At 72.2% G+C, this 13663-nt stretch carries 9 protein-coding genes; 2 read left to right on the forward strand and 7 right to left on the reverse strand.

The annotated features are described in order from the left end of the window. Positions 1-52: 52 nt before the first annotated feature. On the reverse strand, positions 53-1504 hold the full coding sequence (locus QEZ54_RS28025; protein ID WP_281307728.1) for a PLP-dependent aminotransferase family protein: 1452 nt from the start codon (positions 1502-1504) through the stop codon (positions 53-55). 180 nt (positions 1505-1684) lie between these two features. Here QEZ54_RS28025 and QEZ54_RS28030 point away from each other — a divergent pair, with 180 nt between their 5' ends. Further along, entirely contained in the window at positions 1685-2326 is a 642-nt protein-coding gene (locus tag QEZ54_RS28030) for a hypothetical protein (RefSeq protein ID WP_281307819.1), read from the forward strand. Positions 2327-2747: 421 nt separating this feature from the next. Here the strand turns inward: QEZ54_RS28030 and QEZ54_RS28035 are convergent, their stop codons facing one another. Genes QEZ54_RS28035 through QEZ54_RS28050 form a run of 4 tightly spaced genes read right to left on the reverse strand, consistent with a single transcriptional unit; the run spans position 2748 to position 10623 of the window. Further along, the gene (locus tag QEZ54_RS28035; RefSeq protein ID WP_281307729.1) at positions 2748-3470 is read right to left on the reverse strand and encodes a phosphatase PAP2 family protein; all 723 of its coding nucleotides are present in this window, start codon (positions 3468-3470) and stop codon (positions 2748-2750) included. Next, positions 3463-6948, reverse strand: coding sequence for an efflux RND transporter permease subunit (locus QEZ54_RS28040; protein WP_281307730.1), 3486 nt, complete (start codon positions 6946-6948; stop codon positions 3463-3465). The genes QEZ54_RS28035 and QEZ54_RS28040 overlap by 8 nt, the downstream gene beginning before the upstream one ends. A 13-nt stretch (positions 6949-6961) precedes the next feature. Beyond that, the gene (locus QEZ54_RS28045; protein ID WP_281307731.1) at positions 6962-7435 is read right to left on the reverse strand and encodes a hypothetical protein; all 474 of its coding nucleotides are present in this window, start codon (positions 7433-7435) and stop codon (positions 6962-6964) included. 20 nt (positions 7436-7455) lie between these two features. After that, positions 7456-10623 carry an efflux RND transporter permease subunit gene (locus tag QEZ54_RS28050; RefSeq protein WP_281307732.1) on the reverse strand — a complete coding sequence of 1056 codons (3168 nt, stop codon included), beginning with the start codon at positions 10621-10623 and terminating at the stop codon, positions 7456-7458. Positions 10624-10794: 171 nt separating this feature from the next. Between QEZ54_RS28050 and QEZ54_RS28055 the strand changes: the two genes are divergently transcribed. Further along, positions 10795-11526: a Bax inhibitor-1/YccA family protein gene (locus QEZ54_RS28055; RefSeq protein WP_281307733.1), complete on the forward strand. Its 732-nt coding sequence runs from the start codon at positions 10795-10797 to the stop codon at positions 11524-11526. Between the two features lie 226 nt (positions 11527-11752). Here the strand turns inward: QEZ54_RS28055 and hisF are convergent, their stop codons facing one another. Together hisF and QEZ54_RS28065 are read right to left on the reverse strand one after the other, a co-directional pair. Continuing rightward, the gene (gene hisF, locus QEZ54_RS28060; RefSeq protein ID WP_281307734.1) at positions 11753-12523 is read right to left on the reverse strand and encodes an imidazole glycerol phosphate synthase subunit HisF; all 771 of its coding nucleotides are present in this window, start codon (positions 12521-12523) and stop codon (positions 11753-11755) included. Between the two features lie 67 nt (positions 12524-12590). Next, positions 12591-13616, reverse strand: a complete 1026-nt coding sequence (locus tag QEZ54_RS28065) for an EamA family transporter (RefSeq protein ID WP_281307735.1) — start codon at positions 13614-13616, stop codon at positions 12591-12593. Positions 13617-13663: the final 47 nt, after the last annotated feature.

The following is a 13663-nucleotide window of genomic DNA, read 5'->3' on the forward strand; positions in this document are numbered from 1 at the left end:
TACGGAGGGGCGGCCACAAGCCGCCCCTCCGTTTTTGTCACATAGTGCCTGCTCAGGCGATCAGCGCGGGCTCGCTCCACTGCGGGCGGCCGGTGCGGTCCAGGTCGTAGCGGGCCGCGGCGATGCGGCGTACGCCGTCGACCAGCTCCGGCACGGGCAGCGTGAACGGCAGCCGGATGAAGCGCTCCAGGGTGCCGTCGACGCCGAAGCGCGGACCCGGTGCCAGGCGCACCCCGAGCGGCTCGACCGCGCGGGCCAGCGCGCTGGAGACCGGGCCGTCCAGCTCCGCCCACAGCGTCACCCCGCCCGAGGGCACGGTGACCCGCCAGGTCGGCAGGTGCTCGCGTACCGCCGCGACCAGGGCGTCGCGCTGGGCGGCCAGCTGCGCCCGGCGGCTCGGGATCACCTCGTCGGCACGGGCCAGCAGCCGCACCGCCACCAGCTGGTCCAGCACCGGCCCGGCGGTGTCCACGCCGACGCGCACCGCCGCCAGGCGCTGCACGATCGGCGCCGAGGCGCGGATCCAGCCGATCCGCAGCCCGCCCCAGAACGGCTTGCTCATGCCGCCGATGGTCAGCACCCGGCCGTGCCGGTCGAAGGAGGCCACCGCGGGCGGCAGCTCCTGGCCGTCCAGCGCCAGGTCGACGAACGACTCGTCGATGACCAGGTCGGTACCGGTGCGCTGGGCCGTGGCCACCAGCTGCTCGCGCAGGTGCTCGCCCATCACGTGGCCGGTCGGGTTGTGGAACTCCGGGATCAGGTACGCCAGCCCCGGCCGGGTCTGCCGCAGCGCACCCAGCAGCAGCTCGGCGTCCCAGCCGCCCTCGTCCAGCCCGTGCGTGCTGATCCGGGCACGCCGCCCGGCCAGCGCCGCCAGCGCGTTCGGGTACGTCGGGGACTCCACCAGCACCTGCGCCCCGACCGGCACCTGCAGCCGCAGGATCAGGTCCAGCGCGTGCAGCACCCCGTTGGTGATCATGATCTGCTCGGGGCTGGTGGGCAGGCCCCGGGCCGCGTACCGCTCGGCGACCGCCTCGCGCAGCTCGATGATGCCGCTCGGGTGGTATCCGGCCCCGCCCAGGTAGTGCGGCAGCTCCTCGACCGCCTCCCGCGAGGCCGCCAGCAGCGAGTCCGGCGCGGCCAGCGCGGCGCAGCTAAGGTCGATCAGGTCGAGGTCGTCGTCGGCCAGCCACAGGCCGCTGCTGGCCACCCGGTGCCCGCTGGGCAGGGTGGTCCAGCTCCCGGCCCCCCGGCGGCTGGTCAGATGGCCGGAGTCGCGCAGCTCGCGGTACGCGGCACTGACCGTCGTCCGCGACACCTCCAGCGCCTCGGCCAGCTCCCGCTCCGCGGGCAGCCGCACCCCCAGCGGCAGTCGGCCGTCGGCGAGCAGGCCGCGCACGGCGGAGGCCAGCGCGGCGTAGTCGGGGCTGCGCCGCCGGGCCGGCAGGGCGTGCCAGCGGCCGAGCAGGCGGGCGAGCTGTCCGCCGCGTACCGAGACGCTCATGTCGCGCTCCCCACTCTCGCGCCGCAGCCGCCCAGGTCAGTGACTTGATCCAAGCCACCTGGCGCGAATTGGCACTTCCTGACTCTTCAATTGGCCTCCAGACTGGCAGACATGACCGGCCCAAGCAAGCCACTGACCATGCCAACCGTGCCACCCCGCGCCGGACACCGCCCCGCGGCCATGCCCCTGCGCGAGCGGCTGCCCCGCCGCCTGTTCCAGCTCGTCGCCGGTCTGGCCGCGTACGGCGTCAGCATCAGCCTCATGCTCCACGCCCACCTGGGCAACCAGCCCTGGGACGTGCTCCACCAGGGCATCGCCGGGCACCTCGGCGTGTCGGTCGGGACGGTGCTGATCGGGATGGGCGCGGTGGTGCTGCTGTGCTGGATCCCGCTGCGGCAGCGGCCCGGCATCGGCACGGTCGCCAACATCGTGGTCATCGGGCTGGTCGTGGACGCGGTGAACCCGCTGCTGCCCGATCTGGACCACCTGGCCGGGAGGTGGGCGTTCATGCTCGGCGGGATCGTGCTGTGCGGATTCGCCAGTGGCCTCTACATCGGAGCCAATCTGGGGCCGGGGCCGCGGGACGGGCTGATGACCGGCCTGGCCGCCCGCCGGTGGTCGCTGCGCGGGTGGCGCACGCTGCTGGAGGTGACCGTGGTCGTGGCCGGGGCACTGCTCGGCGGCACCGTCGGCATCGGCACCATCCTGTACGCCCTCGCCATCGGCCCCCTGGCCCAGTTCTTCCTCCCGATGCTCACCGTCACCCCCCGCCCGACGGCCACCGCAACCGCCTCCCCCACCGCCGAACCCTGCCCCGCCTGACCGCACCCCGCGCGGTCCGCGCGGTCCGCGCGGTCCACGCGGTCCACGCGCGGCGCGCGTGGGTGGTGCAGTTTCGGGGAAAGTGCAGGAATCTTGGCCCGCTTTCGTGCACCTTCCCCGAAACTGCACGACCACCAGGCCGCGCGGCGGATGCGCGAACTGGCGCGAGCGTGGGCGCTCGGGCGCGAACTGCAGCGGTCCCGGACCGGCGCGGTCGGGCGCGGTGCGGTCAGCGCGACGTGGCCGGGCGCGGTGCGGTCAGCGCGGCGTGGCCGGATGTGGTCAATGCGGCGTGGCCGGGTGTGGTTAGGCGGCGTCGCGTGGTGCGGTCAGGCGTGGCGTGGTCGGGTGCGGGTGGGAAGATCCGGGATCGTGGACGCTGGGTGCTGCTATAGCGACACCTGGCGTCCACGATTTCGGATCATCGTCGGGTCGCGGACTGCGGGCCGTCGGAGTGCGGGCGGTCGGGGTCGGGGCTGTCGGCGCTGGGGCGCCAGACGTAGCGGCGGCTGAGCAGGCAGGCGGCGGCGAGGACCGCGGCGAGCCAGGCGGTGCCGAGGGCGGCGCCGCCGATGACGTCGGTGAGCCAGTGGACGCCGAGGTACACCCGGGAGAAGGCCACCACCAGCACCAGCAGCGCCGCGCCCAGCCACGCCGCGACCCGGGCGGGTCCGCGTACCCGCAGTGAGATGAGCAGGGCGAGCAGACCGTAGGCGGCGGCGGCCTGGGCGGTGTGGCCGGACGGGAACGCGTAGCCGCCCGCGCCGGTCAGGGCCTCGGACACCTCTGGGCGCGCCCGGGCCAGAGCCAGCTTGCCGATACTGACCAGTGCGGCGGCGCCGACGGTCACCACGATCACCAGCAGCGCCGTCCATCGGCGCGAGCGCCACAGCGGGATGGCGGCCGCCGCGCCCAGCAGCACCGGGATGGCGACCCAGCCGCTGCCCAGCCAGGTCAGCACCTGCAGGGACCGGGTGAGCCAGCCGGTACGGTGCGAGACCAGCCAGCCGGTGACCGCCGGATCGGTCGGCCCGGGGTCGTCCTGGGCGACGAGATCGTCGGCGAGCGACCCGAACACCCAGGCGGCGAGCACGACGGCGGCTGCCCCGAAGGCCAGCCAGCGTCGTAGTACACGGTCAGGCAACGCGCGCGCTCCCGTAGCAGCCGGTGAGATACCTGGACAACCACGCCAACGCCCCAGCCGCCCATCTCGCCACTGCGTCACCTACCCCACTTTCCGCCCGGGGATTCCGATCACGTGGCAGGAGATCAGCGAATGCGGTCAGAACGCCCCCTCCGACCCGGCCAGAAGACCGGAATCCGCGATCATGCTCCGCAACAGCCAGGCCACCGGCAACCCTGACCACGCCAGCGGCGGCAGCGGCCAGGCCGACAGCAGCAGCGGCCAGGCCGATGCCGGCGGTGGAGGCCATGGTGCCGGTGGCGGGGGCCGGGCGGCCCGGGGCGCCGGCGGGCAGCGGGCTGTCCGGGGCGGTGGTCGCGGCGGCGCGGCCCGCCTTGCCCTTGCCGAAGCGCAGGTACAGCGCGGGCAGGACGAAGAGGTTGAGCAGCGTCGAGGTGACCAGCCCGCCGAGGATGACCACGGCCATCGGGTGCTCGATCTCGTGCCCGGGAATGTCACCCAGTACGACCAGCGGCACCAGCGCCAGCCCGGTCGCCAGGGTGGTCATCAGGATCGGCGAGAGTCGCTCCTTGGCCCCGCGCAGCACCAGGCTCAGGCCGAAGGGTTCGCCCTCCTCCCGTTCCAGGTGCTGGAAGTGGTTGATCAGCAGGATGCCGTTGCGGGCGGCGATGCCGAGCACGGTGAAGAAGCCGACCAGCGATCCGAGCGTGATGAGTCCGCCGGTGAGGAAGGCCGCGAGCACGCCGCCGACCAGGGCGGAGGGCAGGGTGAGGAAGGACAGCAGGGCCAGCCGCCAGCTGTCGTACGACGCCTGCAGCAGGAAGAAGATCGCCACCACGGCCAGTACCGCGAACAGCAGCAGCCGCTTCTGGGCGGCCTGGCGTTCGGCGTACTCGCCGAGCAGTTCGGCGTGGTAGCCGCGCGGGAAGTCGACCTGCTCGGCCATCTTGGTCTCGAGCTCGTTGACGACCGAGCCGAGGTCGCGGCCGTGCACGTTCGCGCCCACGTCGATCTTCCGGGAGGCGGCGTCGTGCTCGATCTGGTTGGGTGTCGCAGCGACCTTGACCGAGGCCACCTCGCCCAGCGGCACGGTGCCGCCGCCGGGCACGTCGATCGGCAGCTGCTTGATCGCGTCGACGTTCTGCCTGGTCTCGGGCGTGCTCCACACGTTCACGTCGTAGGCCTTGCCGTCGCGGAAGATGTCGCCGACCTCCTCGCCGGCCATCAGCGTGGCGGCGGCGCGGCGTACGTCACCGGGCTTGACGCCCAGCGCCTGCGCCTTGGCCAGGTCCACCTCGACCTGCACCTGCGGCACGTTCGCCTGCAGCGAGATGTGCTCGTCGACGACGCCGTCGATGCCGCCCAGGATGTCGCGCACCTGCTCGGCCTGGGCCTTCATGGTCGTGAGGTCCTCGCCGTAGATGCGCACCACGACCGCGTCGCCCGCGCCGGACAGCACCTCGCGCACCCGCTCCTTGAGGTACGTCTGCACGTCGCGGCGCAGGCCCGGGTAGCTCTGCACCACATCCTCGATCTTCTTCAGGGTGGTGTCGTAGTCGGCCGACGGGTCGACGCTGATCCAGTTCTCGCCGAAGTTCACGCCGACGACCTCGTCGGCGATGAGCGCCTGGCCGATGTGGGCGCCGAAGTTGCGTACCCCCGGAATGGCCATCAGGTCCTTGCTGGCCTGCTGGGTGATGCGCACCTCCTCCGGGTGCGAGGCGCCCGGCTCGGTGACCCAGTGCATCAGGAAGTCGCGCTCCTTGAACGAGGGCAGCAGCGCCTGGCCCAGGCCCGGCAGCACCGCGACACCGGCCAGCACCATGATCGCGACCAGGGCGTACGCGCGGCCGGGGCGCTTGGTGATGCGCGACAGCGCCGCCGTGTAGCCGCGCTGCAGCCAGCGCACCAGCGGCGACTCGCGCCGCTCCAGCGGGGCATTGCGCAGCAGGATCAGCGCCAGCGCCGGGGTGACCGTCAGCGCGACGACCATCGAGGCGAGCACCGCCAGCATGTACGCCAGCGCCAGCGGCCGGAAGAAGGAGCCGGTCAGGCCCTCCAGGAAGAACACCGGCACGGCCGAGGCGATGATGATCAGGGTGGCGTAGACGATCGGGCCCCGGACCTCCAGCGACGCGTCGAGCACGGTCCTGGCGGTGGTGCGCAGCGAGGTGTCGGCGCCGTCGCGCCGGGTCTGGCGCAGGCGTCTGACGATGTTCTCGATGTCGATGATCGCGTCGTCGACGACGACGCCGACGGCGATCACCAACCCCGCGAGGATCATGGTGTTGATGCCGAACCCGAACGCGTTGAGCAGCAGCGTCGCGGCGGTCAGCGACAGCGGGATGGCGATCAGGCTGATCAGCGCCGTACGCCACTCGAACAGGAACAGGGCCAGCACCAGCACGACCAGCAGGCAGCCCAGCGCCAGGGCGCGGCCGAGGTTGCCGATGGCGGTCTCCACGAAGGTCGCCGGCCGGAAGATGGTGGTGTCGACGTCGATGCCGGTCAGGCCGGGGGCGAGCTCCTTCATCGCCTCCTCGACGCCCTGGGTGACCTCCAGCGTGTTGCCCCAGGGCAGCTTCTCGACGATCAGCATCAGGCCGGGTCCGCCGTTGATGACGGCGTCGCCGATGAGCGGCTGGTGGTCCTCGGTGATGGTGGCGACGTCTGACAGCTTGATGGTCTTGCCGTCGCGCTCGGCGACGGGCACCTGCGCCAGGTCGGCGGGCATCACGATGGGCAGCACGTGCTGGATCGGCATGCGCTGGGTGGGCGTCTCCAGGTCGCCGCCGGTGCCGACCACGGCGCCCTCGGAGTAGCGCAGCAGACCGGAGTCGAGCGCGTTGGAGGTCACCTCCATGACCTCGTCGAGGGTGACGTCGTGCTGCTTCATCCGTACCGGGTCGGCCTGGACCTGCATCATCTGGATGCGCTCGCCCCAGATGGCCACGTTGGCCACGCCGGGCACGCGCAGCAGGCGGTTGCGGATGGTCCAGTACGAGATCATGGACAGGTCGATCAGCGACCGGTCCTGGGAGGACAGGCCGATCTTCATGACGCGGCTGGTCGAGGAGAGCGGCTGCAGCATGAACGGCGGGCTGGCCCAGGTCGGCAGCGTCGCGGTCACCTCGTTGAGGCGCTCGGAGACCAGCTGCCGGGCCCGGAGCAGGTCGGTGCCGGGCTTGAAGATCAGCACGATGGACGACAGCTGCGGCACCGACTTGGACCGGATCGCGTCCAGCCCCTCGACGCCGTTGAGCGCCTGCTCCAGCGGCACGGTGACCAGCGACTCGACCTCGGCGGCGGACAGGCCCAGGCTGGGCGTCTGGATCTCCACCCGGGGCGGGGCGAACTCGGGGAAGACGTCGACCGGCATGTCGCGCAGCTGGCCGACGCCGAGGAGCATCAGGCCGCAGGCGATCGCGACCACGAGCGCCCGGAACTTCAGGCTGGAACCGACGATCCATCGCATCATGGCCGCTGCCCCGTCACTTGCCCACGCCGGTTTCCGCGCCGTACAGCTCGGCCACGCCCACCGTCACCACGGGCGTGCCCGCGGCGGGGCCCTGGGCGAGCAGCACCTTGTCGCCCTGGATCGCGGTGACCTGCACCGGGTGGCGCACGAACGCCAGCGGGTGGTCGGTCGGGGTGTACGCCCAGGTGCTGCCGTCAGGCAGGTACATCAGCGCCGAGTACGGGATGGTGGTGATCGCGCGCTTGCCGGCGGTGGCCGCCGCGACCGGCTGCGTCTGCAGGCCAAGCCGCGCCGCGCCCTCCTCGGTCAGCACGATCTTCTTCTCGGTACGCCCCGGCAGCGCCTCGACCTTGGCCGGCTTCGGTGCGGCCGCGGTGCTCGCCGGCTCCTTGAGCACCGCCGCCACCCCCAGCCCGGCGACCAGCAGCAGGCCCACCACCAGGGCGATAACGGTCCAGCGGTCCCACTTGCCGCCCCAACGCTTCACGACGGTCATCTCCTTCGGACTCAGATCGCCTGCGGTTCGGCGGGCAGGGAAAGTTCGTCGCGCAGGCTGTCGCGGCCGAACCGCAGGTACAGCGCGGGGACCACGAACAGGGCCAGCAGCAGCGTCACCACGAGGCCGACCAGCAGCACCCACACGATCGGGCGCAGCACCTCCAGCCCGGCCACCCAGCCCAGCAGCAGCAGCGGCAGCATCGCCGCAGCGGTGGCGACCACGGTGACCAGCAGCGGTCCGGCCTGCTCGGCCGCGGCGCGCGCGACCAGCTCCGGCCCGAACGGCTGGCCCGGCGTGTCGGGGGTGCCGCGCTCGAGCTGCTGCGCGTGCTTGACCTGCTGCAGCACCATGCGCAGGCTGAGCCCGGCGATGGCCGTGAACGCCGCCAGCGAGCTGATCGCCGTCAGCTGCGACCCGATCGCCCCGGCGACCAGCCCGCCCGCGACCGCCACCGGCAGCATCAGGAACAGCATCGTGGACAGCAGCCAGCCGCCGACGGCCGCCTGCAGCAGCAGGAAGATCAGGACCAGTGCGGCGAACGCGCCCAGCAGCAGCCGGTTCTGGTCGTCGATGCGGTGCTCGTACCCGCCGAGCAGCTCGGCGTGGTGCTCCAGCGGGAACGACACGTGCTCCAGCCGGTCCTCGATCTGGCCGACCACGGAGCGGTAGTCGCGGGCGTGGATGCCGGCGCTGACGTCGATGTAGCGCGACACGGAGTCGCGTTCGATCACGTTCGGTCCGGCCACCACGTTCACGTCGGCGACGTCGCCCAGGCGCACCTGCCCGCCGGTCGGCGTGTTGATCATGAGGTCGCGTACCCCGGAGAGGCTGTTGCGCACCTCGGGGCTGCCCCAGACGACCACCTCGAAGACCTTCTGGTCCTCGAACAGGTTGCCGACCTGGATGCCCGACAGCATCGTCGCGGCGGCGCGGCGCACGTCACCAGGCTTGATCCCGGCCTGCTGCGCCTTGGCCAGGTCCACCTTCACCTGCACCGTCGGCTGCTCCACCGGCAGGTCGGCCTGCGGGTTCACCACGCCGTCGATCCCGCCGAGCAGGTCGCGCACCTCGGCGGCCTTGGCCTTGAGCACGTTCAGGTCCTGGCCGTAGACGCGCACCACGACGGCGTCGTCGGCCCCGGACAGCACCTGCGTGATCCGCTGCTCCGGGTAGGTGACCACGTCCGTGTCCAGCCCCGGGTAGCTGGCCACCAGCTCGGCCACCGCCTGCCGGGTCCGGTCGTAGTGGGCGCCGGGCTCCAGGGTCACCCACAGCTCGCCGGAGTCGACGTTGACGACCTGGTCGGCGGCGATGGCCCGGCCCAGGTGCGCGCCGACGTCGCGTACGCCCGGGATGGCGCGCAGCTCCTGGCTGACCCGCTCGGTGAGCCGGGTCATCTCGCGGGCCGAGGTGCCCGGCACCGCGTCCCACTGGACCAGCAGGTTGCGCTCCCGCAGGGCCGGGATGGCCGACTGCGCCAGCGGCTGCAGCAGGGCCACCGCCCCGCCGAGCAGCACCAGCCCGGCCAGGCCGTACACCAGCGCCGGCCCGCGCAGCACCGCGGCGAGCCCCTGCGCGTAGACCCGGTGCCACCAGCTGAGCACCGGCGAGCGGTGCCGCTCCAGCGGGGCCTCGCGCAGCAGCACCGCGGCCATCGCCGGGGTGAACGTCAGCGACACCAGCGACGAGGCGAGCACCACCGCGACGAAGGCCAGCACCAGCGGGCGGAAGAACAACCCGGTCAGCTCCGGGAGCAGCAGCAGCGGCGCGGTCGCGACCAGGATGATCAGCGTCGCGTACGTCATCGGGCCGCGCACCTCCAGCGCGGCGTTCAGGATGGTCCGGCCCGCCGAGATCTCCTGCCCGGTGTCGCGCTGCGCGATCCGGCGCTCGCGCAGGCGCTGGGACAGGTGCATGGTGTCGCCGACCGCGTCGGCGATCGCGAAGACCAGCCCGATCAGCACCCCGGCGATGAGCATGAACGTCAGCCCGTACCCGGCGAGGCTCAGCACCACCCAGGCCAGCGTGACCGACAGGACCACCGCGAGGAACGTGATCAGCGCGGCCCGCCACTCCCACAGCAGCAGGATCAGCACCAGCGCCAGCAGCACCAGCCCGAGCAGCGCGGCCAGGCCGACGTTGCCCAGGGCGTGGTCGATGAAGGTGGCCGGGCGGTACATGTGCGGGTCGACCTGGACGCCGGTCAGGCCGGGCCGCAGCGACTCCAGCGCCGCCTCGACCCCGCGCGAGACCTCGACGGTATCGGCGTTCGGGAACTTCTCCACCACCAGCATCAGCCCGGGTCCGCCGGAGACCAGCGCGTCGCCGATCAGCGGCTGGTGGTCCTCGACCACGGTGGCCACGTCACCCAGGCGCAGCCGCTTGCCCGACTCCTGGTCCTCGATCGTCACCTGGGCCAGGTCCTCCGGCGTACGGATGGGCAGGATGTGCTGGATGCCCAGCCGCTGGTTCGGCGTGTCGATGAAGCCGCCGGTGCCCGGGGTCGACGCCTCCAGGAAGGTCAGCGGCGACACCCACAGCGAGTTGCCCGCCGTGGACACGACCTGGTTCAGCGTCACGCCGTTGGCGCGCAGCTTCTCGGGGTCGACCTGCACCTGCAGCTGGCGCTCGCGGTTGCCCCAGACGGACACGTTGGCCACGCCGGGCACGCCGGTCAGCCGGGGCTTCAGCACCCAGCGGGCCAGCACCGACATCTCGGTGAGCGACAGGTCCTTCGAGGTCAGGCCCACCATCATCACGCGGTTGGTGGAGGACAGCGGCTGCAGCATCACCGGCGGGCTGGACACATTGGGCAGCGCGTGGGCCTGGGTCAGGCGCTCCTGCACCATCTGCCGGGCCCGGAACACGTCGGTGCCCGGCTCGAAGATCATCTCGATGGACGACAGGCCGGGCACCGACTCCGAATTGATGTCGTCGAGCCAGGCCACGCCGTTGAGCAGGTCCGACTCGAGCGGCACGGTGATCAGCTGCTCCACCTCGGTGGCCGACAGCCCCAGCGCCTCGGTCTGCACCTCGACCCGCGGGGCGGTGAACTCCGGCAGCACGTCGCGCGGGGCGCTCTTGAGCCGGACCGCGCCGAGCACGAGCAGCGCCGCCGCAAGTGGAATGATCAACAATCGGAAGCGCAGGCTCGCCCGCACCAGCCACCGCATCATGACCTCACGCTCCCCGCCGCGGCGCCGTCAGGCGCGGTCCGGACGAAGCAGCCCCACGTACCAGGCGCATAATGGGAAACTTACTCACGCAACGGGTTTGCGGTATCAATACGGAAAATTCAGATAAGTTCCAGGAAACATCCGGGAAGCGCACAGGAGGATGACGGCGACATGATGCAGAGCTCCAATCCGGTGCTGACCCGCCCCATCGACCCGCCGGTGCTGGAGCGCCGCGAGGTCGGCCGGGCCACCGTGGACGGTGTCGCCGGACGCACGTTCGTGCTGGTAGCCGTCACCGTCATCGCGGCCGCGCTGTCGTGGAACCTGCTGCGGTCCCCGGCCTGGACCGGCCTGTTCGTACTCGGCTCCACCCTGGCCACCCTGGCGCTGGTCCTGGTGATCACGTTCAAGCAGATCACCAACCCGTTCGTCATCGGCGGGTACGCCGTGCTGCAGGGCGTCTTCCTCGGCGTGGTCAGCCGGGAGCTGGAGGCGCGGTTCCCCGGCATCGTGGTGCAGGCGGTGATCGGCACCTTCGGGGTGTTCCTGGCGATGGCGCTGCTCTACCGGATGCGGATCCTGCGCGCCACGAAGCGGTTCACGCAGATCATCGTGGGTTCGCTGGTGGGGATCCTGCTGCTGTCGCTGGTGGACTTCGCGCTGCGGCTGTTCGGCGGCGGGCTGGGGATCTACAAGCCCGGCACGGCGGGGATCGTGTTCGCGCTGATCTGCATCGTGGTCGGCGCGCTCACGTTCATCGTCGACTTCGACCAGGTGGAGCGGGCGGTGAACGGCGGCCTGCCGGCGCGGTATGGGTGGTACCTGGCGTTCGGGCTGCTGGTGGGGCTGATCTTCCTGTACTGGCAGATCATCCGCCTGCTCAGCTTCATCCGCGGCCGCTAGCCCCGCCCGCCCATCCGCCCCGGACGCAAGGAAGGGCCCCTTCTTATCGCTTTCCGTAGCAGAAGGGCCCCTTCTTAACGCGCCGCGACGCGAGTGCTCGCGGCCGATCGCACGGGGTCAGCCCATGATCCGAATTCGTGGACGCCTGATGCTGCTATGGCGACATCCAGCGTCCACGAATTCGAATCATGCTCCGCCGAACGAGGCACGGCGAGGCACGCGGCGGTCAGCGGACCGCGTGGCCGCCCGCGCGCAGGGCCGTCTTGACCTCGCCGATCGCGACCTCGCCGAAGTGGAACACGCTCGCGGCCAGCACCGCGTCGGCTCCGGCGGCCACCGCGGGCGGGAAGTCCGCCGCCCTGCCCGCACCGCCCGACGCGATCACCGGGATGTCCACCACGTCGCGCACCAGCCGTATCAGCTCCAGGTCGAACCCGTCCTTGGTCCCGTCGGCGTCCATCGAGTTGAGCAGGATCTCCCCCGCCCCCAGCTCCGCGACCCGCCGGGCCCACTCGATCGCGTCGATCCCGGCCGACTGCCGCCCGCCGTGCGTGGTCAGTTCGAACCCGCTCGGCGCGTACGGCGCGTCGGCGACCCGCCGCACGTCCAGCGACAGCACCAGCACCTGGTTGCCGAAGCGCTGGCTGATCTCCGTGATCACCTCGGGGCGCCGGATCGCCGCCGTGTTCACCCCGACCTTGTCCGCCCCGGCGCGCAGCAGCACGTCCACGTCCTCGGGCGAGCGCACCCCGCCCCCGACGGTCAGCGGGATGAACACGGTCTCCGCGGTACGCCGCACCACGTCGAGCATCGTCCCGCGACCCTCCGCCGAGGCCGAGACGTCGAGGAAGGTCAGCTCGTCCGCACCGGCCGCGCCGTAGGCGGCGGCCAGCTCGACCGGGTCGCCCGCGTCGCGCAGGTCGACGAAGTTGACGCCCTTGACCACGCGCCCGGCGTCGACGTCCAGGCAGGGGATGACTCGCACCGCGACGCTCATGGGTTCTCCTCGCTGCGCCGGTCGGCGGGGTCCGGGACCGGTGACCGGTGCCGCCCGCCGAGCTCGATCATGCCGCCGACGCTACCTGGGCCCTCGTCGGCACGGTCAGGGCGCCCGGCTCCGGGACCGGCTGATGGGACCGCCGAGCCGCGTCCGGCTCCCGGACCGGGCGGGGCAGGGCCGCGTCCGGCTCCCGGACCGGGTGGGGCAGGGCCGCGTGCGGGTCCGGGACCGGGCCGGCGGGGCGGCGGGCCGCGCCGAGCAGCACCCCGCCGATCACCAGTACGCCGGCGAGCAGGTCGGTGGCTTGCAGCGGCTCGCCGAGCAGCAGCGCCGCCGAGCTCATCCCGAAGAAGGGCACCAGCATCGAGAACGGGGCCACGGTCGCGGCGCCGTACCGGCGCAGCAGCGCGCCCCAGCCCGCGAACCCGGCCAGGGTGGAGATCCCGGCGATGTAGACCAGCGCGCCCAGCCCGGTCAGGTCCAGTCCGCGCAGTGCCGGGCCGATCTGCTCCGGCCCCTCGACCAGCAGCGACAGCGCCAGCAGCGGCAGCGTGGCGACCGCCGACACCCACACCACGAAGCGCAGCATGTCCGGCGGCGCGGCCCGGCGCATCAGCACGTTCGACAGGCCCCACGCCACGGCGGCGGCCAGGACCAGCAGGAACCCCTCGACCGGGCGGTCGGTGCCGAGCCGCCCGGCGACCAGCGCCACGCCCAGGACGGCGATGCCCAGCCCGGCCCACTGGCGCAGCGCGGGGCGCTCGCGCAGCAGCGCCACGGCGAACACGGTGGTGAAGATCGCCTGGCTCTGCAGCACCAGCGAGGACAGGCCCGCGGGCAGCCCCGCGGCGACCCCCGCGAACAGCAGCGAGAACTTGACCACGCCGAGGACCAGGCCGACCGCGAGGACCCACCGCCAGGCGACCTGCGGCCGCCCCACGAAGAACAGCGCCGGTACGGCGGCCAGCCCGAACCGCAGCGCGCAGAACAGCAGCGGCGGCATCCGGTCCAGCCCGGCCTCGATCGCCACGAAGTTGAAGCCCCACGCGGCGGCCACGGCCACCGCCAGCAGGATGTCTCTGGGTCGCATGCACAGATCGTGGCCCGCGCCATCGTGAAGCACCAGCGAATAGTTCT

Origin of the sequence: Catellatospora sp. KI3 (genome assembly GCF_029948125.1) — a bacterium.
GTDB lineage: Bacteria > Actinomycetota > Actinomycetes > Mycobacteriales > Micromonosporaceae > Catellatospora.

Coding starts and splice junctions, on each gene's coding strand:
- QEZ54_RS28025 (WP_281307728.1), bottom strand. CDS start 1,504: ATGAGCGTCTCGGTACGCGGCGGACAGCTCGCCCGCCTGCTCGGCCGC.
- QEZ54_RS28030 (WP_281307819.1), top strand. CDS start 1,685: ATGCCCCTGCGCGAGCGGCTGCCCCGCCGCCTGTTCCAGCTCGTCGCC.
- QEZ54_RS28040 (WP_281307730.1), bottom strand. CDS start 6,948: ATGATGCGATGGATCGTCGGTTCCAGCCTGAAGTTCCGGGCGCTCGTG.
- QEZ54_RS28050 (WP_281307732.1), bottom strand. CDS start 10,623: ATGATGCGGTGGCTGGTGCGGGCGAGCCTGCGCTTCCGATTGTTGATC.
- QEZ54_RS28055 (WP_281307733.1), top strand. CDS start 10,795: ATGATGCAGAGCTCCAATCCGGTGCTGACCCGCCCCATCGACCCGCCG.
- hisF (WP_281307734.1), bottom strand. CDS start 12,523: ATGAGCGTCGCGGTGCGAGTCATCCCCTGCCTGGACGTCGACGCCGGG.
- QEZ54_RS28065 (WP_281307735.1), bottom strand. CDS start 13,616: ATGCGACCCAGAGACATCCTGCTGGCGGTGGCCGTGGCCGCCGCGTGG.